The 26290-nt window shown below is 56.6% G+C and carries 24 protein-coding genes and 1 tRNA gene; 10 read left to right on the top strand and 15 right to left on the bottom strand.

What is annotated here, in order from left to right; translation table 11 throughout:
- Positions 1–78: 78 nt before the first annotated feature.
- From AB8B75_RS12370 to AB8B75_RS12360, 3 genes are read right to left on the bottom strand one after another with little or no spacing between them, the layout of a single operon-like run.
- On the bottom strand, positions 79–744 hold the full coding sequence (locus tag AB8B75_RS12370; protein WP_405362628.1) for an alpha/beta hydrolase: 666 nt from the start codon (positions 742–744) through the stop codon (positions 79–81).
- Positions 741–1373 (bottom strand): DNA-3-methyladenine glycosylase family protein, encoded by a 633-nt coding sequence (locus AB8B75_RS12365; RefSeq protein ID WP_405362626.1) that lies wholly within the window; start codon positions 1371–1373, stop codon positions 741–743. The genes AB8B75_RS12370 and AB8B75_RS12365 overlap by 4 nt, the downstream gene beginning before the upstream one ends.
- A complete protein-coding gene (locus tag AB8B75_RS12360; RefSeq protein WP_405362624.1) occupies positions 1370–2113 on the bottom strand; it encodes a precorrin-6A/cobalt-precorrin-6A reductase in 744 nt (247 codons plus the stop codon). Before AB8B75_RS12360 ends, AB8B75_RS12365 begins: the two co-directional genes overlap by 4 nt.
- A 75-nt stretch (positions 2114–2188) precedes the next feature.
- Here AB8B75_RS12360 and AB8B75_RS12355 point away from each other — a divergent pair, with 75 nt between their 5' ends.
- Positions 2189–3412: an MFS transporter gene (locus tag AB8B75_RS12355; protein WP_405362622.1), complete on the top strand. Its 1224-nt coding sequence runs from the start codon at positions 2189–2191 to the stop codon at positions 3410–3412.
- Positions 3413–3438: 26 nt separating this feature from the next.
- Here AB8B75_RS12355 and AB8B75_RS12350 read toward each other — a convergent pair whose 3' ends face one another.
- From AB8B75_RS12350 to cysS, 4 genes are all read right to left on the bottom strand, one after another.
- Entirely contained in the window at positions 3439–4209 is a 771-nt protein-coding gene (locus AB8B75_RS12350) for a squalene/phytoene synthase family protein (RefSeq protein ID WP_405362722.1), read from the bottom strand.
- Positions 4199–4927: a class I SAM-dependent methyltransferase gene (locus tag AB8B75_RS12345; RefSeq protein WP_405362621.1), complete on the bottom strand. Its 729-nt coding sequence runs from the start codon at positions 4925–4927 to the stop codon at positions 4199–4201. The genes AB8B75_RS12350 and AB8B75_RS12345 overlap by 11 nt, the downstream gene beginning before the upstream one ends.
- Positions 4924–6546: a citramalate synthase gene (gene cimA / locus AB8B75_RS12340; protein ID WP_405362619.1), complete on the bottom strand. Its 1623-nt coding sequence runs from the start codon at positions 6544–6546 to the stop codon at positions 4924–4926. Before cimA ends, AB8B75_RS12345 begins: the two co-directional genes overlap by 4 nt.
- An 88-nt stretch (positions 6547–6634) precedes the next feature.
- Complete coding sequence (gene cysS / locus AB8B75_RS12335; protein WP_405362618.1) at positions 6635–8041, bottom strand: cysteine--tRNA ligase; 1407 nt, start codon at positions 8039–8041, stop codon at positions 6635–6637.
- A gap of 225 nt (positions 8042–8266) precedes the next feature.
- Between cysS and AB8B75_RS12330 the strand changes: the two genes are divergently transcribed.
- Positions 8267–9442, top strand: a complete 1176-nt coding sequence (locus AB8B75_RS12330; protein WP_405362616.1) for a pyridoxal phosphate-dependent aminotransferase — start codon at positions 8267–8269, stop codon at positions 9440–9442.
- A gap of 47 nt (positions 9443–9489) precedes the next feature.
- Here the strand turns inward: AB8B75_RS12330 and AB8B75_RS12325 are convergent, their stop codons facing one another.
- On the bottom strand, positions 9490–10107 hold the full coding sequence (locus tag AB8B75_RS12325; protein WP_405362615.1) for an outer membrane protein: 618 nt from the start codon (positions 10105–10107) through the stop codon (positions 9490–9492).
- Between the two features lie 398 nt (positions 10108–10505).
- On the opposite strand from AB8B75_RS12325, the gene AB8B75_RS12320 reads away from it, so the two are divergent.
- Positions 10506–12044 (top strand): trimethylamine methyltransferase family protein, encoded by a 1539-nt coding sequence (locus tag AB8B75_RS12320; protein WP_405362614.1) that lies wholly within the window; start codon positions 10506–10508, stop codon positions 12042–12044.
- Positions 12045–12151: 107 nt separating this feature from the next.
- Here AB8B75_RS12320 and AB8B75_RS12315 read toward each other — a convergent pair whose 3' ends face one another.
- Positions 12152–12388, bottom strand: coding sequence for a hypothetical protein (locus AB8B75_RS12315; RefSeq protein ID WP_405362613.1), 237 nt, complete (start codon positions 12386–12388; stop codon positions 12152–12154).
- Between the two features lie 266 nt (positions 12389–12654).
- Between AB8B75_RS12315 and AB8B75_RS12310 the strand changes: the two genes are divergently transcribed.
- Positions 12655–13158 carry an RNA polymerase sigma factor gene (locus AB8B75_RS12310; RefSeq protein WP_405362611.1) on the top strand — a complete coding sequence of 168 codons (504 nt, stop codon included), beginning with the start codon at positions 12655–12657 and terminating at the stop codon, positions 13156–13158.
- A gap of 461 nt (positions 13159–13619) precedes the next feature.
- Here the strand turns inward: AB8B75_RS12310 and AB8B75_RS12305 are convergent, their stop codons facing one another.
- Complete coding sequence (locus AB8B75_RS12305; protein WP_405362610.1) at positions 13620–14012, bottom strand: GIY-YIG nuclease family protein; 393 nt, start codon at positions 14010–14012, stop codon at positions 13620–13622.
- 12 nt (positions 14013–14024) lie between these two features.
- Complete coding sequence (locus tag AB8B75_RS12300) at positions 14025–17678, bottom strand: vitamin B12-dependent ribonucleotide reductase (protein WP_405362608.1); 3654 nt, start codon at positions 17676–17678, stop codon at positions 14025–14027.
- 772 nt (positions 17679–18450) lie between these two features.
- Between AB8B75_RS12300 and AB8B75_RS12295 the strand changes: the two genes are divergently transcribed.
- Positions 18451–19005 (top strand): hypothetical protein, encoded by a 555-nt coding sequence (locus AB8B75_RS12295; protein ID WP_405362607.1) that lies wholly within the window; start codon positions 18451–18453, stop codon positions 19003–19005.
- 12 nt (positions 19006–19017) lie between these two features.
- Here the strand turns inward: AB8B75_RS12295 and AB8B75_RS12290 are convergent.
- The 4 genes from AB8B75_RS12290 to pdxH all read right to left on the bottom strand — a co-directional run bounded on the left by AB8B75_RS12290 (position 19018) and on the right by pdxH (position 21014).
- Positions 19018–19094 (bottom strand) — tRNA-Pro (locus AB8B75_RS12290).
- 41 nt (positions 19095–19135) lie between these two features.
- Complete coding sequence (locus tag AB8B75_RS12285) at positions 19136–19597, bottom strand: DUF192 domain-containing protein (RefSeq protein WP_405362606.1); 462 nt, start codon at positions 19595–19597, stop codon at positions 19136–19138.
- Positions 19594–20130, bottom strand: coding sequence for a cold-shock protein (locus AB8B75_RS12280; protein WP_405362720.1), 537 nt, complete (start codon positions 20128–20130; stop codon positions 19594–19596). The genes AB8B75_RS12285 and AB8B75_RS12280 overlap by 4 nt, the downstream gene beginning before the upstream one ends.
- 278 nt (positions 20131–20408) lie before the next feature.
- Positions 20409–21014, bottom strand: coding sequence for a pyridoxamine 5'-phosphate oxidase (gene pdxH / locus AB8B75_RS12275; protein WP_405362605.1), 606 nt, complete (start codon positions 21012–21014; stop codon positions 20409–20411).
- Positions 21015–21167: 153 nt separating this feature from the next.
- Here pdxH and fabI point away from each other — a divergent pair, with 153 nt between their 5' ends.
- The 5 genes from fabI to AB8B75_RS12250 all read left to right on the top strand — a co-directional run bounded on the left by fabI (position 21168) and on the right by AB8B75_RS12250 (position 26287).
- Positions 21168–21974 (top strand): enoyl-ACP reductase FabI, encoded by an 807-nt coding sequence (fabI, locus tag AB8B75_RS12270; RefSeq protein ID WP_405362604.1) that lies wholly within the window; start codon positions 21168–21170, stop codon positions 21972–21974.
- Between the two features lie 3 nt (positions 21975–21977).
- Positions 21978–22580, top strand: a complete 603-nt coding sequence (locus tag AB8B75_RS12265) for a LysE family translocator (RefSeq protein ID WP_405362602.1) — start codon at positions 21978–21980, stop codon at positions 22578–22580.
- Positions 22581–22584: 4 nt separating this feature from the next.
- Positions 22585–23097, top strand: a complete 513-nt coding sequence (gpt, locus tag AB8B75_RS12260; RefSeq protein ID WP_405362601.1) for a xanthine phosphoribosyltransferase — start codon at positions 22585–22587, stop codon at positions 23095–23097.
- Between the two features lie 88 nt (positions 23098–23185).
- Entirely contained in the window at positions 23186–24367 is a 1182-nt protein-coding gene (locus AB8B75_RS12255) for an aminotransferase (protein WP_405362600.1), read from the top strand.
- Positions 24368–24445: 78 nt separating this feature from the next.
- Complete coding sequence (locus AB8B75_RS12250; protein ID WP_405362599.1) at positions 24446–26287, top strand: SurA N-terminal domain-containing protein; 1842 nt, start codon at positions 24446–24448, stop codon at positions 26285–26287.
- The last annotated feature ends 3 nt before the right edge of the window (positions 26288–26290 follow it).

Here is a 26290-nt window from a genome sequence, read left to right as displayed (position 1 = left end):
AAACAAGTCCAAAAAGACGTAAATCCAAAACTAAACCAATTGCTTGCAGCCATGAATTAAACCTATGAGTGACGCGCTCTAAAGGTTGAGTTTGTCTCGCATGAAGGCCAGTGCGACTGATAGGCCGTCAGGCGCAATCCCATGCCCGGTGCCCTTCATGATATGGGCAAAAACGTCTTTCCAGCCTGCCTCCTGCAACGCCTCCGCAGCTTGCGGCAACGATTGTGGTGGCACAACGTCATCGGCATCCCCATGCACCAGCAGGACCGGTGGCCGCACGACCACGTCATCGGCCAATGTTTCCGGGCTGAGCAAACGCCCGGAAAACCCGACAACCCCGGCAATTTCGTCCTCGCGGCGCGGTGCCACATGCAGGGCCATCATTGTGCCTTGGGAAAAACCAAAGAGCACAACCTGTTCCGGCAGCACGTCTTCATCAACCATCAGCGCATCCAGGAAGGCGTTCAAATCTTCTACTGACTGCGACATGCCTCGCATGGATTCCTCCTCAGAGGAGCCATCAATCCATGGGATCGGGAACCATTGGAACCCCATTGGCGCGCCTGCGCAATCTTCGGGCGCGTCAGGTGCCACAAACAACGTATCCGGCAGGTGTTCGCCCAAAGGATCCGCCAAACCCAAAAGATCGGCGCCATTGGCGCCGTACCCGTGCAGGAACACAACAACGGAACGTGTGTCACCAGAGACCGGCGCGCGGCGTTCTGCATTCAATACCCGTGTCATGTGATCCCATCCCGTTGTTTGACATGTCTGTAGTAGGCAAAGAGCAACCGCGCTGCAACCGACCTCCAGGGCGACCATTGTTCTGCCATCCGGCGCAATTCGCGTTCCTTGGGGCGTTCTGAAAGGCCGTAAAGGCTGCGTGCGGCCTCCTGCAGGGCCAGATCACCGGGCGCAAAGACATCCGCCCGCCCCAAGGAGAACATCGCATAGATCTCGGCAGTCCAGACCCCGATGCCTGTCACCGCCGTTAATGTGGTGACCACCTCTTGATTTGATGCGCGGCGCAACCCGTCAAAATCGATTTCTGCGTTGGCCAGAGCGTGCGCATAGCGGGCTTTTTGACGGCTCAGACCCAGCGCGCGCAATTCGGTCTCGGTACGGCATCGCACAGCATGTGCAGACACCACATCGGCAGCCTGCAATTTCCCCCAGAGAGCGCGGGCTGACGCGGTTGAGACCTGCTGGCTGACAATTGCGCTAAGCAGTTCAGCAAAACCATCGGGTTTGCGCCGCAGCGGCAGGGGGCCTGTCGCCCGGTAGGCAGCTGCCAGAACGTCATCCTTCGCAGCCAGCCAATCGGCCCCCTCAGTCACATCGGCGTCCGTTTCAATGATCCGCCCGACGGTCACGGATTGGCTTCCCAGGCCAAGGCCTCTTCAACCGTTTCGACGCAGAGCATGTCCACTGGGAGCTTCGGGCGGGCAACCATGGATACCTTGATGCCCAAACGCCGTGCAGCATAGAGTTTGGTCATGCTCGCTGCCCCACCAATGTTGCGACAAATCAACCGGGTAATCCGCAACTCACGAAACAGCGTTTCTTCCTGCACTTGCGAAAACGGCCCCGTCCCAACGACAAATCGGACAAACAAAAAAGGCGGCGGGTCGGTGACGGGCTGCTTCTGGCGCAGAAACAGCACTTCTCCCGTAAAATCGGCGAAGTCAGGTAGTGAGGCCCGCCCGGTATTGCTGAAGCAACGGGCCGTTTCCGGTACATCAATAGCGGCTGCCTGTACTGAAGCGTAGGGAATCCAATGGTCCAGTTGGGTTGGTACCCAGGCCGGTCGCAGAACGCGGAGATAGCGCAGTTTGTGCGTACGACAGAACCTGGTAACCAAACTGGATATTTCTGCGTCAAAAGCATGACTGGCATCAATGACACAAGTCACACGATTTTCCTCAAGCCAAGTCTCCAGAGCGGGCTTGTTGGGGAATGCCCCGATCCTTGTCGGCACTGGCAATGGGGCAATCATCCGTCCAGGTTCCGGCAAACTGGCGATCACTTGGCGACCCCGCTTCAGCAGATGTGAAATCAAGCCATGCGCCTCGCGCGCGCCCCCCATCACAAGAGTTGTTCCACCCAGTGTCATGCCTGAACCTTATGCCAGATCACCGCACGTGCAAGAGGGCTTGCTCCGGGTGCACAAGAGGATTACGCAAGCGACATGCAGTATGTTGATGACACGCGCGCCAAGCGCAACGTGACCGTTCTGGTCATGGCGCAGGCCTTTCTGGGCAGCCAGATTACCATGATGTTTGTTGTTGGTGGTCTTGCCGGTCAGCAAATGGCCGCGAACGCCTGTCTGGCGACCCTGCCGATCTCGATGATTGTGTTTGGGTCCATGACAACGGCCCCTTGGCTCTCAGGTTTAATGCAACGATTTGGCCGTCGCGCAGGTTTCATCGTGGGCGCTCTGGGCGGTCTCCTTGGGGCCTCCATCTGTGCCTATGCCCTGACCTTGTCAAATTTTTGGATCTTTCTGGCTGGCAGCTACCTGACTGGCATCTATATGTCATCTCAGGGTTTTTTCCGCTTTGCGGCCGCTGACTCAGCGTCGGAAGGATTTCGGCCAAAGGCTATTTCCTATGTCATGGCCGGCGGCCTTTTGTCAGCCATCATCGGCCCGCAACTGGTGGGCCATCTGACAAGCACCAATCCTGATGCCACGGTCATGCGGTTTTTCCCGGTCTATCTGGCGGCCATGTCGCTGAACGTGCTGGGCATGTTCCTTTTTGCATTTCTGGACATTCCCAAAACGCCAAAACCCACGAAAAAAAGCGACGCGGGTCGTTCTCTGGCAGAGCTCTTGAAATCGCCGCGCATCGCTGTCGCTGTGATTTGTGCCATGGTGTCCTATGCGCTGATGAATCTGGTGATGACCTCAACACCGCTGGCGGTTGTGGGCTGCGGGTTTGCCGTCGCCGACGCTTCGAACGTGGTGACCGGGCACGTACTTGCAATGTTTGCGCCGTCGTTTTTCACGGGCCATTTGATCGTTCGCTTCGGTGTCGAACGGATCATGGGACTGGGGCTTTTAATCCTGGGGGCAGCGGGAATGGTGGCTCTGTCAGGCGTAGAACTGGGCCATTTCGTAGTTGCACTCATTTTGCTTGGCCTCGGTTGGAACTTCGGGTTCATCGGCGCCACAACCATGCTCTCCGGTGCCCATACCCCCAATGAACGTGGTCGGATGCAGGGGCTGAACGACTTGTTGGTCTTTGGCGGCGTAACATTCGCCTCGTTGTCTTCGGGAGGGCTTATGAATTGCGCGGGTGGTACCCCGCAAGAGGGCTGGGCTGCGGTGAATATTGCCATGGTGCCTTTTCTAGCGCTGGCGGGCGGCGCGCTAATCTGGCTCATGCTCAGGCCAAAAACGCAGACCGTCTGATCCGCGTTGCAATTGGCCGCAAAAGTTCAAGACCACTGCCAAAGCAGGAAAGACCTCTTCACCGGATGGACAGCCAGTGATCCCGCGGCCACGTGCTGCGGCTGACGCACCACCTGTCGGAGGATGGGATATGCCAAGAACGCCTCCGCAATAGCAGGGCGCACTTGGGCAGGAAGACCGCGTTTGATCTGGCGCGCGCTTGGGCATCCGGCCAGCGCTTTTTCGGCCAGTTCGCGGATGGCCGCTGGTCGGCCGTCGACAAGCGGAATGCGTGCCTGCTCTTCCAAGGCCGGAACCGCTTGCAAAAACCGGGCCAGGCCTGTTGCGCGTCCGAGGTGGCGCACCATGGTTTCATCGACCACCTCGCCCGCGCCCAAAGCACTGGCCGCCACCCACATCAGCCCGGCTGCTGTTTTATCGAGATATGCTTCAAAATGCGCGGCATCTTCAAAGGCTTCTTTATAAATGTCCCATCGGCGTGCCACGACCAACTGCTCAAGAATTTTCGCAGATTGTGGTTGCAGAATTTCCGCCAAAGGAGTCACCACCTCATGACGCCGCACCTTCTCGCCTGATGCAATCTCCTCCATCGCATCGCGCCACCATTGCAAACGCATTTCCGCGATCATCGGCTCCTGGGTGACCCAAGGCGCGCGCGATACTTCCACGTTGAACGCATAGAGCGGAAACAGCACGCGCCGCGCCGCAACAGGACTGGCCATGGCAGCTGCAAATCGATCCGGATCTCCTTTTTCTACCAGCGCCGCGCAGGCGTTGAGATCTGCGTCAAACGCCATCGGGGCGGACAACACTGAGCAGGTAGCCGAAGCTGTCACGATGCGCGCGCCAGCAAGCAGCCTCCTGCCGACCCTCTTCCAGCACTTGCAACAAAGCGCCCGAGGCACTGGGTTCCAAGGCCGCGATGCGCGCGTCCATTGGGCCAAAGTAGTCTTCCCAGGCGCGGTCACTGACCCGCCGGGTTGCGAGGGTCTCATAACCCGCAGCCGTAACCCGATCGGCAATGCCTGCGGCGTCGGTCATTGCAGGGTACTCCTCCCAAAGCTTCACCGCTTCCGCCGGGCGATCATCGGTGAACCAGCACACCTCGGAAAATACCACCACACCCCCCGGCGCCAGCGCATCGCGCCAGATCCGCAACCCTTCTGTGACCCCCAGAAAGTAGAGCGCCCCGGCACACCAGATCATGTCATAGGGACCCTTGATTTTGGACATATCGGAGACCGATAGCGAAACGCCTGTATCGCCCGCATGCCGCGCACGGGCCTGTTCAACAAACTGTTCGACTTTGTCCATGGCTGTAACATGCCCATCAGGGGCTGCGCATCGCAAAGCGGAAATGTCTGCACCCGGTCCGCAGGCTGCATCGCAAATGCGCGCGTCCGGTTTGAGTGCCGCAATCTCTGCCGCCCATGCGACTTCTGCTGCTTCACCCGGCCCCTCACGCGGAAGATCGCGATGCAGAACGAAAAAGGCATCCCAATATGCGTCGTTCAAGGCGCTTCCTTTCGATCACGCAAAAGCTTCCAGCGGATTGCATCCAGCAGGGCCTCAAAAGACGCATCAACTATGTTTGCAGATACGCCCACGGTGGACCAGCGCCGCCCCTCTCCGTCTTCGCTGTCAATAATAACGCGGGTCACGGCTTCCGTGCCACCTTGCGTTATGCGCACCTTGAAATCCACCAACCGCATGTCATCGATGATCTTCTGATACGGTCCAAGATCCTTGGCCAGCGCCTTGGCTAGCGCGTTGACGGGCCCGCGGTCCGACCCTGTCTCATCCATCGACTCACTGACGGAGAGTTTTTTGACGCCGTCCACTTTTACGACGACCACGGCCTCAGAGAGGCTGATCATCTCGTTATACTTGTTTTTGCGTCTTTCTACGGTCACCCGGTACCGTTTGACTTCGAAAAAATCGGGCATCTGCCCCAGAGCATCACGCGCCAAGAGCTCAAAGCTCGCCTGGGCCGTGTCATAGGAATACCCCAGCGCTTCACGTGCCTTGATCTGGTCGAGGATCAAACCCAGCGATGGCTCACCCTTGGCCACTTTGATCCCTGCCTCATTCAGACGTTCACGCAGGTTTGACTGCCCGGCCTGATTGGACATGGGAATGATCCGCGCATTGCCGACGTTTGCGGGGTCAATGTGCTCATAGGTGGTCGGATCCTTGAGGATCGCTGAAGCATGCAACCCGGCCTTATGGGCAAATGCGGATGACCCAACAAAAGCCGCTTGCCGAAATGGCACCCGATTGAGGATTTCATCCAGCATCCGACTGGTGCGCGTCAGCCCTTTGAGAGCCTCACGGGTTACGCCGATCTCAAAACAACTGGCGTAGGGCTCTTTGAGCAGCAAAATAGGGATAAGCGCCGTCAGATTGGCGTTGCCACAGCGTTCACCCAGACCATTCAGCGTGCCCTGAATTTGCCGCGCTCCGACATCGACGGCGGCCAGCGTGCAGGCAACCGCGTTTTCAGTGTCGTTATGGGTGTGAATGCCGAGATGGTCCCCGGGAATGCCGGATGCGATCACTTCTTTGGTAATGCGTCTGACATCCTGCGGCAAGGTGCCGCCATTTGTGTCGCACAAAACGATCCAACGCGCGCCGGCATTATAGGCTGCATGAACAGCCTCAAGGGCATAGTCAGGATTGGCTTGATAGCCATCAAAGAAATGCTCCGCATCAAAGAGCGCTTCACGTCCGCTGTTTTTCAGGTGCGCAATGGATCGGGAAATGTTGTCGGTGTTTTCATCCAACGCGATACCCAGTGCGGCCCGCACATGGAAATCATGGGTTTTCCCCACAAGACAAACCGCTTGAGTGCCTGCATTCATCACAGCCGCCAGAACACTGTCATTTTCCGCTGAATGTCCCGTGCGTTTGGTCATGCCAAAGGCAGTCATGGTCGCTTTCGTTTTGGGGGCATGGTCGAAAAAGGCACTGTCGGTGGGGTTCGCGCCCGGCCAGCCCCCTTCGATGTAGTCCACGCCCAGCGCGTCGAGCGCCTCGGCAATGGTGCGTTTTTCCTCGGTGGAGAATTGCACGCCCTGCGTTTGCTGCCCGTCGCGCAGGGTGGTGTCATAGAGGTAGAGCCGTTCTGTGATCATGACAAACGACTTCCAAAATGTGAAGAGCGTCCTGCTATGGGCCACGCTCCCGACGACGGTTTGAAACCTTCCTGAGATCGGGGCTGGGTCATTTCAAGGCCTCCAACTTCTCAATATCAATTTCACTATCCATGTTAACGGTTACACCGTCAGGGTCTGCTTGAAGCCTAACGCCTGCCTCTGCAGCTGCTTTTCGAAGAGCATCAGCAGAAACGAAGTCCTTCGCGTCACGAAGGTTTTTCCATTTTTCACCTAAGGCAAAACCTTGATTAGAAAACTGCAACGCCGACTCACCCCCAACCACAAAGACGGTCCCAAACTTGCTTTCTGACTTTGACCAATCCCAATCTCTCTGTTCATCTGTAAGCAACCCCAAAAGCACCGCCGACGCCTTCAAAGCAGGAAAGTTTTGAAACTTATGAAGTCTGTGCAACTCTTCAAAAACACCCGGCGTGTTAAGATCATCAGATAATGCAGAAATAACCCTATTTGGGATCGAAGACGCTACAACCCCTTCCACATCTCTTCGCCACGCTTTTAGCGTCTTCTCTGCTTCTTCCCGCTTTTTCTGCGTCCAATCCGTCGGCTTACGGTAATGCGTGCTCAGCATCACAAAGCGGATCACTTCACCCGGCACACCCTGATCCAAAAGATCGCGCACGGTGAAAAAATTACCCAAGGACTTGGACATCTTCTTGCCCTCGACCTGCAGCATTTCGTTATGCATCCAGACATTTGCAAAATCGTGCCCCGCGCATTTGGATTGCGCGATTTCATTCTCATGATGCGGGAATTGCAAATCGATCCCGCCACCGTGGATATCAAAAGTCTCGCCCAGCAGATCATGCGCCATGGCAGAACATTCAATGTGCCAGCCGGGGCGGCCCCGGCCCCATGGGCTATCCCATCCCGGCGTCTTGGCATCCGAGGGTTTCCAAAGCACGAAATCCATTGGGTTGCGCTTGTAAGGCGCAACCTCAACCCTCGCGCCTGCGATCATGTCGTCGACAGACCGACCCGACAGCGCGCCGTATTGTTGGTAGCTCTCCACGGCAAAAAGCACATGGCCTTCGGCCTCATAGGCGTGGCCCTTGGACACGAGGTCTTCGATCATGACAACCATTTGAGCAATGTACTGCGTCGCGCGTGGCATTTTGGTCGGCTCCATCGCACCCACAGCGGCCATGTCGTCCAGAAACCAGTGGATCGTCTCTTCGGTGATGTCACCGATGGCCCGCCCGGTCTCGGCTGCGCGGGCGTTGATCTTATCCTCCACATCCGTGAAATTGCGCACATAGGTCACGTGATCGTCGCCGTAGACATGGCGCAGCAGCCGGTAGAGCACGTCAAATACGATCACGGGCCGCGCATTGCCCAGATGCGCGCGATCATAGACTGTTGGCCCGCAGACATACATCCGCACGTTCTTAGGATCGATCGGCACGAACTCTTCTTTGGTTCGGGTCTTGGTGTTGTAGAGCGTGAGTGTCGTCATGACAGGCGTCCTTGCGCGGGAATGACGCGGGCTTAGCAATCTTGTCGAGGCATGAAAACGACCAAAAACCGCCCGCTGGGTGCGATCAGCAAATAATAGTGCAGCAAATGAGCTTGGTTTGGGTCATGAAGCCTGCCTACCCTGCCCGCGCGTCAGTGGTCAAGAGCGATTGACGAATCAAACCTGCACTGTACCCCTGCGGCCAAGTCAGGGAAGGAGCAGACCATGCAGTTATCACAGCGGATCACCGGCCTCACGGGCGGCGGCTCTGACGGGTGGGATGTGTTTCTAAAGGCGCGCGAGATGATTGCCCAAGGCATCGATGTCACAGAGTTGACCATCGGAGAGCACGATATTCGCACCGCCGCCCCCATCCTTCAGGACATGCATGCATCGGCTATGGACGGGCATACCGGGTATGCTGCGGTGCCTGGCACACAGGACCTGCGCGAAACAGTCGCCGCGCGGGTGCAGGCGCGCACGGGCGTGCCCACGACCGCTGCCAATGTGATGATTACGCCCGGCGGTCAGGCTGCGCTCTTTGCCGCCCATCTGGCGGCCTGCGATACCGGCGATACAGCCCTCTATATCGACCCCTACTACGCCACCTATCCCGGCACGTTGCGCGGTGCCGGCGCCCTCCCTCAAGTTATTGAGACCCGAGCCGAAGAGGCATTCCAGCCGCGAGCGGATGCCATCAAAGCCCATTCGAAATCCGCGCGCTCGCTGTTGATCAACACGCCCAATAACCCCACCGGCGTGGTCTACTCGGATGCAACGCTGCAGGGCATCGCGGATGTCTGCTTGGCAGATGACCTCTGGCTCATTTCGGATGAAGTCTACGACACACAAGTCTGGGAGGGTCGGCATCTATCTCCGCGGGCCCTCCCGGGCATGGCCGAGCGCACTTTGGTTGTTGGCTCCATGTCGAAATCCCACGCCATGACCGGTTCGCGCTGCGGCTGGATCGTTGGGCCATCTCAGGCGATCGATCACTTGATCACTCTGGCGACACATACCACGTACGGTGTACCCGGTTTCATTCAGGACGCCAGCCGGTTTGCGCTGGATCAAGGCACGCATTTTGAGAACGAGATCGCAGAGCCTTTCCGACGCAGGCGCGAGATCGCTGCCGGCATCCTGGCACGCCAGAACACAGTAGGCCTCGTTCCGGCGCAGGGCGCCATGTATTTGATGCTCGACGTGCGCGCGACGCATATGACCGGCGAGGCCTTTGCCTATGACCTGCTAGAGGCACACAGGATTGCTGTGATGCCCGGCGAAAGTTTTGGTTCTTGTGCGGCAGGCCACATCCGCGTTGCGATGACTGTCGAAGACAGTGCTTTCTCTTTTGCGTTGCAAACGCTCTGCCGTCACGCTGAGGCCCGCGCGGCAGCGTGACGAGACCCGGCAGGTTGGCCTGCCGGATCCGTGTTTCATCGACCGGGTCAGAACTGCCAGGAGGCACGGACGGTGAAGGTATCCGCATCCGAATCCAAACCTGGCGTGCCGCCAAGGGAGCTGAAGCTGTGCTTCAGATATTCACCGCTGACAATGAACTGTTCTGTTGCTTTGTAGGACACGCCGATGCCGTAGAAATCACCGGTGTCGCCCCCGACAGTCGTGTCCACATCTGCAAGGCCGGCGGTGCCATAGAGCAGTGTCCGGCCAAAGTCATAGCCGCCGCGCAGCTTGGCACGCCAGACTGAATCGATGGACTGCCCGATCGGCGCGCCTGCAGATTCCAGATCGACGCTGGCATCATCATAGTCCAACTCGCCGCCAACGACCCAGGATCCAAAGTCGTAGTTATACCCGGCGTGCACACCATATGAGGTATCGTCACCGCCAACACCCGCCAAACCGCCACTTCCATCTGCGTCCAAGTTGCCGATCTGCGCACCCCCATAGAAACCGGTCCAGTCGCCACCGGAATAAACTGGAGCGGGCGGCGGTGCTGCTGGTGCGGGGGCAATCACCGGCTCGTCCAATGCTCCGGAAAAAGCGGGTCCTGTTGCCGCAACCGTAAGGGCCATTGCAGCTGCTGCACTCAAGATATTCTTCATTTTCATATCCTTGCTTTGAGTTTCGGACACCTATTGAGCGTCCTTGCTTACCAAACTGGTGAGCCGTTGAATTGGTTCAACATGCGGTTGGTCAATCAAATGTGATCCAGTCAAAACCGGCCAGAACCAGCGCATTGCATTCCCTGTAAGTGGCAAGACTTTGCTTTGGCGGGGAAGCCCACAAACATCTCAATACCGACATGAAGTCGCAAACGGACTAGACGGAACTCGGCGCATCGCCGCAGGCTGGCGCGAGGAGATACGCTGGCGATGCAAGACGATCTGAGCAAGATTAAACTGGTGGTGCGCACAATCGGCGCCGAGCGCGGGCGCGCGGCACGGGGACGCCCGGTTTCGGAATAACTGCATTCCTTCACCTTTTCTCTCAGGACGACAACATGACACAAAAAACAAAGACACGCAGCGGTGGGCGCTCCGCCCGACGTGCTGCGCGCGCCGCTCCTCTGGCAACGCATCTACGCCCTATCAGACCCGGCATGAGCGGGGGTGCCTATACCCCTCTGACGCCCGCACAAATGGACCGCATTCACGCAACCGCTCTGGACGCATTGGAACAAATCGGCTTGTTGGATGCCCCTGCTTCCGGCATTGAATACATGACCGGCGCGGGCGCGATATTGGGCGACGATGGACGCATCCGCTTCCCCCGCGCGCTGATCGAAGACACCATCGCGCGGGCGAACCGCAGCATCACGTTGCACGGTCGAGACCCTGCGCACGACCTGGAGCTGTCCGGCCACCGGGTCCACTATGGTACGGCTGGCGCAGCGGTGCATCTGGTCGAAGCGGATGGGCGCAATTACCGCGAATGCGGTGTACGAGATCTACATGATGCTGCGCGGATCGCGGACACGCTAGACAACATCCACTTCCTGCAACGCCCGATGGTCTGCCGGGACATCTACGACAATCTGGAGATGGACATCAATTCCATCTATGCCTGCAGTTCCGGTACAACCAAACACATCGGTACTTCTTTCACCTTGCCCGAATACGTCAAACACGGCGTCGAATTGTTGCACATGATTGCAGGTGGCGAAGACAAATGGCGCGCGCGTCCCTTTGTCAGCAATACCAATTGCTTTGTTGTTCCACCGATGAAATTTGCCACTGAATCCTGTCAGGTTATGGAAGAATGCATCAAGGCGGGTATGCCGGTTTTGCTGCTCTCGGCTGGCATGGCCGGGGCTACGGCGCCCTCGACAGTTGCGGGCGCGATTGTGCAGGCGGTCTCAGAGTGTCTTGCTGGTCTGGTTTATGTGAATGCCGTCAAACCCGGTCATCCCGCTGTCTTTGGCACTTGGCCCTTTGGATTGGATTTGCGCACTGGCGCGATGACAGGCGGGTCCGGCGAACAGGCCCTGCTTACGGCTGGCTGTTCCCAAATGCACAAATACTATGATCTGCCGGGAGGCGCGGCGGCCGGTATTTCAGATTCGAAACTACCCGACATGCAGGCCGGATGGGAACAGATGTGCTCAAATGTCATGGCCGGCCTCTCTGGGCTCAACATGGTCTATGAGGCCGCGGGCATGCACGCATCTCTGCTCGGCTTCTGCCATGAATCGCTGATTTTGGGCAATGATTTGATCGGGCAGGCGCTACGCTGCGTGCGGGGTATCGAAATAACCGATGAGACCTTGGCGCTTGAGCAAATCCGAGAGGTTTGTGTAGGAGGACCGGGGCACTACCTGGGCACCGAACAAACTCTGGGACGCATGGAACAGGATCACTTCTATCCCACCTTCGGCGATCGCACGTCTCCAAAGGAATGGAATGAATTGGGCAAGCCAGATTTGATCGAAAGGGCAACGCGGCGCAAAGAAGAAATACTTGCACAGCGCGCAGCAGCCCGGTTCGACCCGCTCCTGGATGCCGAAATTCGCACGCGTTTCAACATTCACTTACCCGCATAACCCATTGATTACGTGTGTGCCCGGACCCTGGGGGAGGGTCCGGGCAGCTACGGCTTCAAACGCCTGCTGATCTGCGGCAGACAGGCTATTTTTGGCCTGCTGGCTGTTTAGGCTGGCATCAATCCGGCTTCCTGTGCGGATTGCACTTCTGCTTCGTCCAGTGCACCGTCTGCATTCAGATCCATTGTGGTGAATGCTTCGGCGGTGACGTCAGGATAAACGGCCTGAACCTCGTCGATGGTCAAAACGCCGTCCCCATTCGCATCGCCGCTCAGAGCGGCTGCTGCAGCAGATGCCGACAACAGAGCGATCAGGACGATGGTTGGTTTGTTGAACAGTGTCATGTGGGTACTCCCATTTAAGGTTTTGAACGTTAGTGTTCCAAGGCGCTGCTCTGCGCCTCAATAAGACAGATGCAGGAGTAACCAATATCGTCCCTGCCTCCGTCCAGATACAGCCGGTCGCGCCATTCCCCGCCGATCCTGCCCCGGCGCGGCGGCAAGCTGTCGCCGAAAAAGAGCGCGAAGGTGCCATCGGCAAAAAGCCCCCGTCTGGTACAACCGCAAGGACATGCCATCTTTAAAGAGTTCCACCAAAAAAGGAGCTCGACATGCACAAACTGCATCACCTTCCCGACAATCTAAACGACCTGCTACCCCGATTGGCGGCACGCGCGCGCCGCCTCAGCGACAATCAAAACGACGCAGACGATCTGGCCCAGGAGGCTGCCATCAAACTATGGTCCGCGCTTCACAAAGGAACCGAAGTTGACGATCTGGAACGCTATGCGATGACCATCTTGCGCAACCTCGCACGTCAAAAATGGCGGTCCGAAAAACAGACTGACCCGCTGGAAGAGGAGAGCGCATCGGTCCCGCCGTCTGCACCTGCACGCATGGCTTGTGCTGAACTTGCGGCAGCTGTTGAAAAGCTACCGGAAAACCAGGCTTTGTTGATCCAGATGATCGCAGCTGGTGAAACAAGCCCATCAGCCCTTGCAGAGCATACCCAATTGCCTTTGGGAACCATCATGTCACGGCTGGCGCGCGCGCGTGCGAAACTACGCAAGGAGATGGGAATTGCAAAGAAGGCGCCAGTGTCGGAACTGTTCTGAAAATGTCCGGTTGGTCCCTGGCCCACGGCAGAGACCTTCGTGGCAGACATGCAACGAAGACAATGGGCGACCTTGCTAAACCGGAATTCTTGTCTGCTTCGAGTCAGATTGGCGACCTGTTTAACTGCGCCGCAATTTTAATGTGGCAGATCGCAAAAAAGTGGGGCCCCTGAGGGCCCCATTTAGTTTCGCCGTTCAGGCTCAATTTGTTAACCGCTCGGTATTTTTCTGCCTGCGGCCTGAACGTCGTCAGAAGCGAACGCATCCGCCCCGTGTGCCGTGCGAAATCCTGAGATTTCACGCAGAGCAGGAACTGAGGTTTCTACGGGAAACCTGCGGATACCTGCTCCGCCGGATATTAGAGAGGCCAAGGTCCCACCCTGCCCATCCCCAATTTCGTCGGGGTTCCAACCAGTCTTGGGTTGGTCAGAACCCCTGCGCGTCAAGTCAGACGCGTGTTCTTATTGTGCTGCGAGCGCATTGGTCTCGGCCCTGCCGCGCATCGGGAACTTCTTTTGGACATTCAGCAGCGGTTGAAGCTCGTTTATCAAAAGTGTCTCGGCGTCTTCCAATTGAGCCGCAACAAGATCCGGCTCAGAATGGACAAGTAGCTTTGTCGCCCCTTTCTTTTTGGCATCGTCGAGACGCTCATGGTTTTGCAGCCGATCTCGCAAATTTTGAGCCTTTCCCACATAGAGCGGATTGAACCCCCAGATGCCTTCGGTACAGAAAACATAAAGCTCGTTGGTGCCTGTGGGTGCTTCGTCGATCCTGTGCTCTTCGAATTCAAACCTGCGGCCGGATTTGCTTACATATGAATGCCGGGACATTGGGTTTGTGGCGCGATTAATCATGGTCATATCTCCTTAGCTGCACCCCGATGTCCCACCGCATGTGTTACACTTCATGCAGGTGCCGTTTCGCACCAGCGTGTAGTTGCCGCATTCACCGCAAGCCTCACCCTCATATCCCTGCATCTTCGCCTTGGTACGTGCGTCCATGCTGACCGAAGCGCTTGCGATGGTCGTGGTCGCCAAGGCCACCGCAGCATTGCCTTCGGCCACCGGTGCCAAGCCGTCGTAGCTTGCGGTTTCATCGGCAAAGCCTTGTGCGCCGCCCTGCAACACCACCAACTCCTGAGGCATCCGATTGCGCAAGTACCCTGTGGAACTAATCTGTTTGAGCACTTCCAGGGACTTGGCTGCTGCCGTCTCGGAAAGTTCTGAGACATTGCTGACACCGTCTTCTTCGCCGCGACCCAGATCATCAAAGCTATGGCCTTCCGGAGCGACATGCGCCAGGTCGGTACGGTCGAGGTAAGATACAGCCAACTCCCGGAATACGTAGTCAAGGATCGAGGTGGCATTCTTAATGGTCTCATTGCCCTGAACCATGCCCGCCGGTTCGAATTTGGTGAACGTAAAGGCATCGACGAACTCTTCCAGCGGCACACCGTATTGCAGGCCAACCGATACGGCGATGGCAAAATTGTTCATCATCGCCCGGAAACCGGCGCCCTCTTTGTGCATGTCGATGAAAATCTCACCGATTTTGCCGTCCTCGTATTCACCAGTGCGCAGGTAAACCTTGTGCCCACCCACGATGGCTTTTTGAGTATAACCCTTGCGCCGCTGAGGCATCTTTTCGCGGTGCGATTTGACGATCTCCTTGACGATGATCTTCTCAACGATCTTCTCGGCCAGCACAGTTGCCTTTTCATGGGCGTTGCCGCTTTCGAGGATCTCTTGTGCGTCTTCGTCATCATCGACCAGCGCTGCTGCCAGAGGTTGCGACAGCTTCGAGCCATCCCGGTAGAGCGCGTTGGCTTTGACACCCAGCGACCAGCTGAGCTCATACGCGCTCTGGCAGTCTTCGATGGTGGCGTCATTCGGCATGTTGATCGTCTTGGAGATCGCGCCAGAGATAAAGGACTGTGCTGCGGCCATCATGTGGATGTGGCTGTTCACAGACAGATACCGTTTGCCTTTCTTACCGCAGGGGTTGGCGCAATCAAAGATCTTCAGATGCTCTTCTTTGAGGAATGGCGCCCCTTCCAGCGTCATTGTCCCGCACACGTGGTCGTTGGCCAATTCGATGTCTTTCTTTGAAAACCCAAGGTGCTTGAGCAGGTCAAAGGAAGGATCGTTTAGCTTTTCGGTTGGAATACCAAGGACTTGCGTGCAGAATTCCTCACCCAATGTCCACTGGTTGAACACAAACCGGATGTCAAAGGCCGAGGCCAGTGCCGCGTCCACTTTGGCGAGTTCATTCGGTCCGAAACCGTGCCCCGCCAGCGAGGTGTGGTTGATGCCAGGCGCGTTACCGATCGTACCATGTCCAACTGCGTAGCAGACGATCTCTTCGATCTGCGCGGACCCATACCCCAATTTCTCCAAAGAGGCCGGCACGGATTGGTTGATGATCTTGAAATACCCACCACCGGCGAGCTTCTTGAACTTCACCAGGGCAAAATCTGGCTCGATCCCCGTTGTGTCACAGTCCATGACCAGACCGATGGTACCCGTGGGCGCAATCACAGAGACCTGCGCGTTGCGATAACCATAGCGTTCGCCAAGCTCCAATGCCTGATCCCAGGTGGCCCGTGCCACTTCGATCAATCGCTCATCGGGGCAACTGATGTAGTCCAGCGGCACGGGGCTGACCGACAGATTGTCATAGCCACCGACCTTGCCGTAGGCGGCGCGACGGTGGTTTTGGATCACGCGCAGCATATGCGCGCTGTTCTTTTCATAACCCGGGAAGGCACCAAGCTCGCCCGCCATTTCCGCAGAAGTCGCGTAAGAAACACCGGTCATGATCGCGGTCAAGGCACCACATAACGCGCGGCCTTCTGGGCTGTCGTAGGAGTGCCCCATGTTCATCAGCAAACCGCCAATGTTGGCATAGCCCAGACCAAGCGTGCGGAAGTCATAAGACCGCTGCGCGATTTCTTTGGAGGGGAATTGCGCCATCATCACGGAGATTTCCAATGTCACCGTCCAGAGCCGCGACGCATGCATGTAGTCTTCGACCTGAAATACACCCTCCTTGAGGAAGGTCAGCAGGTTCATCGGCGCGAGATTACAGGCGGTATCGTCCAGGAACATATACTCTGAGCATGGGTTGGAGCCGCGAATGGCGCCGTCCTCGGGGCAAGTGTGCCAATCGTTCACTGTATCATGGTATTGGATGCCCGGGTCCGCGCAGGCCCAAGCCGCATGGCCGATCTGCTCCCAAAGTGTGCGGGCTTTGACAGTCTTGGTCACTTCGCCGTTCACGCGGTTGATCAATTCCCAATCGCCATCTGTCTCAACGGCTTTCAGGAAGGCATTGGTGACGCGGATCGAATTGTTGGAATTTTGCCCGGATACCGAACTATAAGCTTCGCTGTCCCAATCCGTATCATATGTCGGGAACTCTATCGACGTGTGCCCCTGCTTGGCGTAATCCAGCACGCGTTTGACATAAGTTTCGGGGATCGCAACCTTTTTCGCGTCACGGATCGCCTGTTTCAGCGCATCGTTCTTGGTCGGATCATAGGCGTCGACTTCAGCGCCATCCCAGGTTTTGATCGCCTCGAAAAGACAATTGAGCTTTTGTTCGTGCATCTTGGAGCCCGCGACGATGCTCGCTACTTTCTGCTCTTCTATGACCTTCCAATTGATGAAATCCTCGATGTCGGGGTGATCTGCATCTACGATGACCATTTTGGCCGCCCGGCGCGTTGTACCACCGGATTGGATCGCACCCGCCGCCCGGTCACCGATTTTCAGAAAACCCATGAGACCGGAGGATTTGCCGCCCCCAGAGAGGCCTTCTCCTGCAGCACGAAGGGACGAGAAGTTCGTGCCGGTACCAGAGCCGTATTTGAACAAGCGCGCTTCGCGCACCCACAGGTCCATGATGCCGCCATCATTGACCAGATCGTCGGAAACCGACTGGATGAAACAGGCATGCGGCTGCGGATGCTCGTATGAGGACTTTGATTTTGTCAGTTTGCCGGTTTTGTAGTCCACGTAATGGTGGCCTTGTGCGGGGCCGTCGATGCCGTAGGCCCAGTGCAAGCCTGTGTTGAACCACTGTGGGCTGTTAGGGGCCGCGCGCTGGCTGGCCAGCATGTGACGCATTTCGTCGAAATAAGCACGCGCGTCGGTTTCGGAAGTAAAATAGCCACCTTTCCAACCCCAATAGGCCCAAGCGCCGGCAAGCCGGTCGAAAACTTGCTTGGACGAGGTTTCGCCGCCCATTTCGGCACCCGCCGCAGGCACGGAGCGCCACAGGAACTCGGGAACGCCTTTCTCTTTTACCTTTTTGGTCGCTGAAGGCACGCCCGCTTTGCGGAAATACTTCTGTGCGATCACGTCACTTGCAACCTGGCTCCACGCGTTGGGCACTTCAACTTCGTCGAGACGAAACACAATTGTGCCATCCGGGTTACGGATCTCGGACACGGTGGTCACGAAATCCAGATCTGCATAGGCGTCTTGATCGGCTTTGGTGAATTTACGTTCAATTTTCATTTTAGCTGCCTCATCTTCAGCGTCTTCATTATTGAGCCGATCCTGTCATTGCAGAACGTCTCACCTCAGCCGGGGTCAAAAGCGAAAAGACCGTTGGTCAGCGCCGCAAAGCGATGCCGTCTTTGTCGTCCAGATCGATTGTTTTTTATCGTCTGTCTGCCCTTTACCCGCCGATGCACCTCTGTGTGTTAACCACTACATGTTGTGGCATCATCGTCGGCCTCCACAATCTGACGTATCTGCCCCTATCCGGTCAACGAAAATTTTCCACTTTTTTTGAGAATTGGATGCTTGACGCATGGGCTGTTTTCAGCACCTCGGCTCCGCGCCTGATTCAAGATATTAACACCAGGTAAATATCCACAAGGCGCGTTTTTTGACCCTCAGCGGTGCTACGAGGAATAATCCATTAGAAAGATCGATTTAGCACTTTTTTCTGAACCATCGCCTGAATTAATCCACAGGCAGTTGGATTTTGACTGGCGCATTCAAAAAAATGCTGGGATCTCACTTCAGCTCTTAACCATATTCACGGAGTGTTACATTTTTATGTCGCCCAGCAACAAAATCGCCGAGCCGCCTCCCCATATATAGTGAGGTAAAAGTAAAAAATGAAATTCGCCTACTATATCTTGTGCAACCCGGCGGAGTAGCTTCACAGTCCCAAAACAACCTAAACCCGCTTGCGGCCCGTTGTGATTCTGAACGGATCACGCCACAGTTGCTTGAAAAGACGCAAGACATTCAGCCCCGGTATGCGCTGCAGAGAAAAATGACCACATCAAACGAGGACCTCATCGCGCGTTTGCGCCAGTGGGATTGTAAAACTGTGCGCGACATAGTGGCAATTTACCAAGAGTTCAGGCTGCAAGCAGGATTTCTGGACAGTTTGATCGGGGCTTGTGCGAGACCGGAGACGGAAACCGCCGCTACTTGGTTGGTCAAGCACCATGTCGAGGATGGGCAAGTACAGGTGTCGCACGCGCAAGCCGGATTGTATTACCAAAACGCGGTTTCGCTCACGCAATGGCAAGCCCAACTGCACGCATTGCAAACAATGGATCATGTGGCTCTATCTGAACAGATGAGCACAGAAGTTTATGATTTTGTCAGCGCAGCCATCTCCTCAGACAAAACTCTCTTGCGGGCTTGGGGCTACTACGGGCTGGCATTGGTCGCCCTGCAAGAGCCAACGAAAAAGGTTCATGCTATGAAAACGCTGCGACGAGCTGCGCAAACCCACAGTAAAGGCGCAATCGCAGTCCGGGTGCGCAAAGCACTGGAGCGGCTAGCAATATCGCCCGACAGTAATGAGCTGAGAAAATGAGGGAATTGAAAGTGGTCGGAGCGAGAGGATTCGAACCTCCGACCCCCTGTACCCAAAACAGGTGCGCTACCAGGCTGCGCCACGCTCCGACGAGGCTCTCTTTAGACGGGGTGTGCGGGTTTGAAAACCCCTAACAAGGCCAATCCGCCTCGAGATTAGAAAATGTTGGGTGTCGCACGACCGTACCCGGCACAATTCCCATTGCTTTTGCCAGCCCACCATTGATTTCCAGCACATGGGTCAAATCGCTGCCGCCGCGAATGGGCGTTTCATCCAGGGGCTGGGCGGAATGATGGATGTTCTGGATGGTGCCTGTGGCATCGATAAACAAAAGATCGAGAGGTATGAGCGTATTGCGCATCCAGAACGAGAGCTTTTGCGGACGGTCATAGACAAACAGCATCCCGGCGCTGCTCGGCATGCTTTCCCGGTGCATCAACCCTTGCGCCCGTTCTTCCACGTCATCTGCAATTTCAACCGAAAAACGCGCCTGCCCCCAATCGCCTTTCAGGTAAACAGTGTCTGTCCGACAGTCCTGTGCCCAACTGCCTTGTGCCAAAGCGCACAGGATCAGCGCTGCAACAAGCCTCATGTATCCGGGGAATCCAGCGCTGCTTCCCAGGCAAAGACTTCTGCCGCCATATGTCCGCGTTTGCCTTCGATCACGCGCAAAGCCAAGGCTTCACCCGGTGCGAGGTCTGAAAGGCCAGAGCGTCGCAGCACTTCCATGTGAAGAAAAATATCGTCCCGGCGGCCAAAGACGTTGGCAAATCCGAAACCTTTGCCTTTGTCGAACCACTTCACGCGCGCAGGTTCCAATGGGGCCGCTGCCACCACGGCAGGATCGAGCGCAGCTATGTCAGAGAGGCCAACCGTGTCACCCGACATCGGCGGTGCCAAAGCAAGTACCTGTGTAGCCTGAACCCCACGATCGGTCTGTTGCACTTCAAGTTCAACCCGAGCGCCATCGGCAACCGAGCTCTGCCCGAAGTTGCGCAATACATTGACGTGCAGAAGAATATCCGGGCCGCCAGTGTCGGAAACGACAAAGCCGAACCCTTTTACCGGATCAAACCATTTAACGAGCCCTGATACGGGGGAAGATATGTCTTCGGGGTCGGTCACACGTAAGCTTTCAGTCTTCGTAAGGTCTTCTATCACGCAATCAGGCAAAATAACCTTGTCCCTTCAAGTTGAAACAAAAATAATTACTGCCGCAACCGGGTATAGAGCAAAGGCGCCTTATACAAGTATCACGGCGATATGAAATCGGCGCAATTGCCCGGTTGGGTATTCTTTCGCAATTAAAATACCTTTTGTTGCAATACACACGCAATCTTTGCACATAAATATATGCGCTTACAAACACTGATTTGATGTGCCAGCCTGATTTAATGGCGTTTTTACGGGTTCAATCTTGTCACGGACCATGCCTCTTCCAAAGTAGCACGGCGCCATTGAAAGCGGTCATGAAGTCGGAAATCGCCATCAGCCCAGAACTCGATCTCCAGCGGCTTGATCCGGAACCCACCCCAAAACGGCGGGCGTTTTGGATTTGTGCCATGCTGTGCTGTGACTTTGGCCACCTTGGCCAGCAGCGTGTTTCTGCTCTCCAAAGGACGCGATTGCTGTGAGGCCCAGGCCCCCAACCGGCTCTTGAGCGAACGTGATGCAAAATATGCATCCGCTGCCGGTCCGTCTTCTCGCGCAACCAGACCGCGAACCCGTATTTGGCGGCGCAAGCTTTTCCAATGCAGGACAAAGGCAGCTTTGCCAGAGGCATCCAACTCGCCTGCTTTGGCACTTTCGTAATTTGTGTAAAAAACAAACGCATCCGTTTCGATGTCCTTGAGCAGAACCATCCTGGCGTTGGGCAAGCCAGATGCATCCACGGTGCTCAATGCAATGGCATTGGGATCGTTGGGTTCCGAGTTCACAGCCTCCGCCATCCAGTTCTTCGAAATCTCGAAGGGGTCATCCCCAGCAAACTTGCCTTTTCTTTCTTCCATGCCATCCTCATTTCTCTCCAGCACACCAATTGGCGGAAGTCTGCAAAAGGTCAAGGTCTTGCGGCGCAGGGATCAACCAGCCTTGATGGACCTTGCGCAATCGCCTAAAGGTCTGCCAGATGCTCAAAACAAAAAATATTCCGAGGGACCTTGATGGGAAATGATCTTCTTGCAGGCAAACGTGGCCTCATTATGGGCCTTGCCAATGATAAATCAATTGCTTGGGGGATCGCCAAAGCCTGCGCGGACGCGGGCGCGGAACTGGCCTTTTCCTATCAGGGCGACGCTTTGAAAAAGCGGGTTGTGCCATTGGCAGCACAATTGGGGAGCGACATCGTACTGCCCTGCGACGTGGGCGACGAACCATCGCTGGATGGGCTTTTTGACAGCCTGAAAGAACGCTGGGAAACGCTCGATTTTGTGGTGCATGCCATCGGTTTTTCCGACAAGAACGAATTGCGCGGTCGATATGTCGACACCAGCCGCGGGAACTTTGCCATGTCGATGGATATATCGGTTTATTCCTTCACCGCCGTGGTTCAGCGTGCGGAAAAGATGATGTCCGACGGCGGCTCGTGCCTCACGCTCACTTATTATGGGGCCGAAAAAGTGATGCCGCATTATAATGTGATGGGAGTGGCAAAGGCGGCACTTGAGGCATCTGTACAGTATCTCGCCGAGGACCTTGGCAAAGACGGCATTCGCGTTAATGCCATTTCTGCCGGACCGATCAAAACGCTGGCGGCCTCTGGCATTGGAGATTTTCGCTACATTATGAAGTGGAACGAATACAATTCTCCCCTGCGCCGCAATGTAACCACAGAAGACGTAGGCAAAGCCGCGTTGTTTCTGCTTTCTGATCTTGGATCTGGTACAACGGGTGAAAACCTTCATGTTGATGCGGGCTATCACGTGGTCGGAATGAAGGCCGTTGATGCACCGGACATGAGCAAGGGCTAACCGGTGAGCGTCGAAAACCTTATTGCGTTCAATGTTGTGCTGCTTGCAGCCTTGGCCAGTCCGGGCCCGGCGATGCTCTTTTGTCTTCGCAGCTCTGTGAGCCTTGGCCGTTTGGGTGGGTTTGCAGCGGGCGCTGGCCTGGGCACCGCAGCCTGCATATGGACTGCCTGTGCGCTCTTGGGTTTAGACGCGTTTTTTGATCTCTTTCCCTGGGCTTATGCATTGGTGAAAACCGGTGGTGCGCTCTACCTACTCTGGTTGGCAGTGCAAACCTGGCGGCACGCGTATCAATCCGTCGAAGACACCAAAACCCCGGTCGGGAAGGCCTTTGTCAGCGGTCTTTTGATCAATGCGGGAAATCCGAAATCCATGCTCTTTGCAGCGGCTGTCATCGTCGTGGTCTTCCCCGCAGGCCTGAGTGGCGCGGAAATCGCCCTGATTGTCGCCAACCACTGGATACTTGAGATCGCATTCTACGGGCTGTTTGCCGTCCTGCTCTCTAGCACTGTCGCACGTCGCGGGTACATCAAAGCCAAACCGATCCTGGACCGCGCGGCGGCGACCCTGTTGGGCGCACTGGGCCTGCGCCTGCTCACTGAAAGGTAAAACAATGAGTAAAGATCCAAGCCGCCTGCCCCATGAAAAAGGCTTTCACATCAGTTGGGATCAAATTCACCGCGACAGCCGCGCGCTGGCTTGGCGGCTGGACGGGCAAGGACCCGACAACGGGGCATGGCGCGCGGTTGTTGCCATCACCCGCGGTGGCATGGCACCGGCCATGATCGCGGCGCGTGAATTGGACATTCGCACAGTAGATACGATCTCGATCAAATCCTACGACCATCAAAAACAATCTGATGCCGAAATCCTGAAAGCGCCCGATGCCGAACTGATGGGTGACGGTACGGGTATTTTGATCATCGACGATCTGGTCGATAGCGGCAAAACGCTGGAAGTGGTGCGCAAAATGTACCCCAATGCGCATTTTGCGACGGTCTACGCCAAACCTTCAGGCCGCCCGCAGGTGGACACGTTCATCACGGAGGTCAGCCAGGACACGTGGATCTTTTTCCCCTGGGACATGGCGTTGCAATATGTTGAACCCTACCGGGGCACGGACTAACCCATCGCGGTCTCACGACGCCTCATCCGACACTGCAGATCTTTGCGGGCCTTGAAAGGCCCATGCTGAACCGACGAAAGGCCCCTTGATGATTTTGTCCCGAACGGCAACAACTTTTGCCCCTCCCGTGATGGAGGCCCGGCGTTGGCTGGACGGCGTGGATTTTCCCGCCGACCGTCCGCTGATCAATGTCAGCCAAGCCGCGCCTGTGGATCCGCCACCGGATGGCTTGCGTCACGTGATGGCAGATGTGGCCCTTGGACGGGACGACGCGCACCTATACGGACCAGTTCTGGGTTTGCCCGAACTGCGCGCTGAACTGGCTCACCAAACGTCGCGGATCTATGCGGGACAGGTTGAAACCGATCATATCGCCATCACGTCAGGCTGCAATCAGGCTTTCGCGGCCGCCATTGCCACGCTTTGCGCTGAAGGTGACGAGGTGATCTTGCCCACGCCATGGTACTTCAACCATAAAATGTGGCTGGATATGTCCGGCGTGAAAACCGTGCCCCTGAAAACAGACGCCGCTTTGCTGCCCGACCCGGAAGTCGCGCAGAGCCTGATCACGCCCCGCACACGCGCCATTGCCCTTGTGTCGCCCAACAACCCGGCCGGCGTTGAATACCCTGCGGAACTCTTACGCGCCTACTTCGACCTGGCCAGGCGCAACGGCATTGCGCTGATCCTTGATGAAACCTATCGCGACTTTCACAGCCAGTCCGGCGCCCCACATGGTCTGTTTGAAGACCCGGACTGGGAGGATACGCTGATCCATCTGTATTCCTTTTCCAAAGCCTACCGCTTGACCGGGCACCGGGTTGGCGCGCTGGCCGGATCTAAATCGCGGTTGGCAGAGGTGGAAAAATTCCTCGATACCGTCGCCATATGTCCCGGTCAAATCGGGCAACACGCCGCCCTTTGGGGCATGCAAAACCTCAGCCAATGGTTGGCAGGCGGACGCGATGAAATCCTCAAGCGACGCCGTGCCATTGAAACCGGGTTTCATCGTCTGACCGACAAAGGCTGGTCGCTGCTGGGATCGGGCGCCTATTTTGCCTATATGGCCCACCCGTTTGCGATCAGTTCCGCAGAACTGGCGCAAAATCTGGTCCGGGATCAGAGCGTTTTGTGCCTGCCCGGCACGATGTTTTGCCCCACAGATGATGCCACGGGCGCGCGACAGCTGCGCATCGCTTTTGCCAATCTGGACACAAGCGGGATCGGCATCCTGTTCGACCGTCTGGCGGGTATGAACACAGGCGGGTGAGCCCCCTTGCCCCGAACCGCGCGGCGGCATAGACAGAACGTCACATTATGACAAGCGCGCAGGGCGCAAAGGGTGATCATGGCCAAAGGCTCATCAAGCATTTCGAAAACCGCCGTCTGGATCCTGATGGGTCTTTTGATCCTCGGCCTGGGGGGCTTTGGCGCCACCAGCCTGACCGGGAATATTCGCACAATCGGCACGGTAGGTGACATGCCGGTGTCTGTGGAAAGCTATGCACGACAGCTGCAACAGGAAATGCAGGCGGTGCAGCAACAAACCGGACAAGTCCTGCCGTTTGCCCAAGCCCAGCAAATCGGTTTGGACCGGGCCGTTTTGCAGCGCGTCATTGCCACCCGCGCACTGGATCATGAAGCCGCACAGATCGGTCTGTCGATCGGAGACAGCAACCTGCGCGACCGTATCCTCGAAATCCCGGCCTTCCGTGGCGTCGATGGTGAATTTGATCGCGAGGGATACAGGTTTTCACTGGAGCAAAACGGCATAACAGAAGCGCAGTTTGAAACCCAGTTGCGCGAGGAAGTCGCCCGTACCCTGATCCAGGGGGCTATTTTGAACGGCGTCGTCATGCCGGACGCCTACGTCGACACCTTGGTCAACTTTGTCGGCGCGCAGCGCAGTTTTACATGGACGCGTTTGGACGAAGCAGATTTGGCGACGCCGATTGCCACGCCGGATGACGCCACTTTGCGGGCGCACTATGATGAAAACATCAATATCTTCACCCTGCCGGAAACCAAGCAAATTACCTATGCTGTGCTCATCCCCGATGCTTTGATCGATGAGGTTGAGGTGGCAGAAGCCGACCTGCGGGAGGCCTATGCGTTGCGGGAGTTGGAATTCAATCAACCAGAACGTCGCCTTGTCGAACGTCTGGTCTATATCGATGCCGCAGCGGCGGAAGCAGGAAAGGCCGCACTTGAAGCAGGAGACAGTTTTGAGAGCCTAGTGGAGTCGCGCGGTCTGGAGCTTGCCGATGTTGATCTGGGCGATGTGACCCAAGCGGAACTGGCGGAAGCGGGCGATGAGGTGTTCGCGGCTGAAGTGGGCGAGATTGTCGGACCTTTGCCAAGCACACTAGGGCCAGCGCTTTTCCGTATGAATGCAGTTTTGCCAGCGCAATTTGTGTCCTTTGAGGAGGCACAGGATATTTTACGCCCCGAGTTGGCAGCTGACCGTGCCCGGCGATTGGTAGAGGCGCAAGCCGAAAACCTGGATGATCTGCTTGCCGGTGGCGCCACGCTCGAAGAGCTTGCCGCAGACAGTGATATGGTTTTGGGCAGTATTGACTGGACGACACAAAGCACCGACGACATTGCCGCTTACGAAGCGTTTCGCAGTGCGGCGGCTTCTGTCACCTTGGAAGATTTTCCAGAGATTGAGCAACTGGATGATGGCGGGCTTATCGCCCTGCGCCTGGACGCTGTCCTGCCCCCGCGACCCGAACCCTTTGATGCGGCACGCGACGACGTCTTGACCCATTGGCAAGCCGCCGAGGTGGAGGCTCAGTTGACCGCACAAGTGGAAGCGCAACTGCCGCAACTGCGCGAAGGAGTTGATTTTGCAGAGCTCGGGCTGGATTCGGTGCGCGAAGAGAACCTGCTGCGCAGTGATTTCGTCGGGGGCACCCCGCCTGGCTTCATGTCGGATGTCTTCGACCTGAACGTAGGTGATGTTTCGGTGCTCCCGGCTGACGCCGCGGTTGTGATTGTCCGCTTGGACGCCACCGCTGATCCGGAAGAAAACGAAGATACTGCCGCCTTGCGCGCGCAACTGGAACAGCAGGCCGGTCAAGCTCTGGCGCAGGACGTTTACAACATCTTCAACACGGATGTGACCCTGCGCGCCAATGCCCAGATAAACCCGCAGGCCTTGCAAGCCGTGCATGTAAACTTCCCCTGAGCC

Source organism: Roseobacter sp. (assembly GCF_045106495.1).
Taxonomy (GTDB): domain Bacteria; phylum Pseudomonadota; class Alphaproteobacteria; order Rhodobacterales; family Rhodobacteraceae; genus Roseobacter.
This window is presented reverse-complemented; position numbering and strand designations above follow the sequence as displayed.

Coding starts and splice junctions, on each gene's coding strand:
- AB8B75_RS12305 (WP_405362610.1), bottom strand. CDS start 14,012: ATGATTAATCGCGCCACAAACCCAATGTCCCGGCATTCATATGTAAGC.
- pdxH (WP_405362605.1), bottom strand. CDS start 21,014: ATGGAAGAAAGAAAAGGCAAGTTTGCTGGGGATGACCCCTTCGAGATT.
- cimA (WP_405362619.1), bottom strand. CDS start 6,546: ATGATCACAGAACGGCTCTACCTCTATGACACCACCCTGCGCGACGGG.
- AB8B75_RS12250 (WP_405362599.1), top strand. CDS start 24,446: ATGGCCAAAGGCTCATCAAGCATTTCGAAAACCGCCGTCTGGATCCTG.
- cysS (WP_405362618.1), bottom strand. CDS start 8,041: ATGACGACACTCACGCTCTACAACACCAAGACCCGAACCAAAGAAGAG.
- fabI (WP_405362604.1), top strand. CDS start 21,168: ATGGGAAATGATCTTCTTGCAGGCAAACGTGGCCTCATTATGGGCCTT.
- AB8B75_RS12370 (WP_405362628.1), bottom strand. CDS start 744: ATGACACGGGTATTGAATGCAGAACGCCGCGCGCCGGTCTCTGGTGAC.
- AB8B75_RS12315 (WP_405362613.1), bottom strand. CDS start 12,388: ATGACACTGTTCAACAAACCAACCATCGTCCTGATCGCTCTGTTGTCG.
- AB8B75_RS12255 (WP_405362600.1), top strand. CDS start 23,186: ATGATTTTGTCCCGAACGGCAACAACTTTTGCCCCTCCCGTGATGGAG.
- AB8B75_RS12355 (WP_405362622.1), top strand. CDS start 2,189: ATGCAGTATGTTGATGACACGCGCGCCAAGCGCAACGTGACCGTTCTG.
- AB8B75_RS12325 (WP_405362615.1), bottom strand. CDS start 10,107: ATGAAGAATATCTTGAGTGCAGCAGCTGCAATGGCCCTTACGGTTGCG.
- AB8B75_RS12285 (WP_405362606.1), bottom strand. CDS start 19,597: ATGAGGCTTGTTGCAGCGCTGATCCTGTGCGCTTTGGCACAAGGCAGT.
- gpt (WP_405362601.1), top strand. CDS start 22,585: ATGAGTAAAGATCCAAGCCGCCTGCCCCATGAAAAAGGCTTTCACATC.
- AB8B75_RS12360 (WP_405362624.1), bottom strand. CDS start 2,113: ATGACACTGGGTGGAACAACTCTTGTGATGGGGGGCGCGCGCGAGGCG.
- AB8B75_RS12310 (WP_405362611.1), top strand. CDS start 12,655: ATGCACAAACTGCATCACCTTCCCGACAATCTAAACGACCTGCTACCC.
- AB8B75_RS12320 (WP_405362614.1), top strand. CDS start 10,506: ATGACACAAAAAACAAAGACACGCAGCGGTGGGCGCTCCGCCCGACGT.
- AB8B75_RS12330 (WP_405362616.1), top strand. CDS start 8,267: ATGCAGTTATCACAGCGGATCACCGGCCTCACGGGCGGCGGCTCTGAC.
- AB8B75_RS12350 (WP_405362722.1), bottom strand. CDS start 4,209: ATGGCGTTTGACGCAGATCTCAACGCCTGCGCGGCGCTGGTAGAAAAA.
- AB8B75_RS12295 (WP_405362607.1), top strand. CDS start 18,451: ATGACCACATCAAACGAGGACCTCATCGCGCGTTTGCGCCAGTGGGAT.
- AB8B75_RS12300 (WP_405362608.1), bottom strand. CDS start 17,678: ATGAAAATTGAACGTAAATTCACCAAAGCCGATCAAGACGCCTATGCA.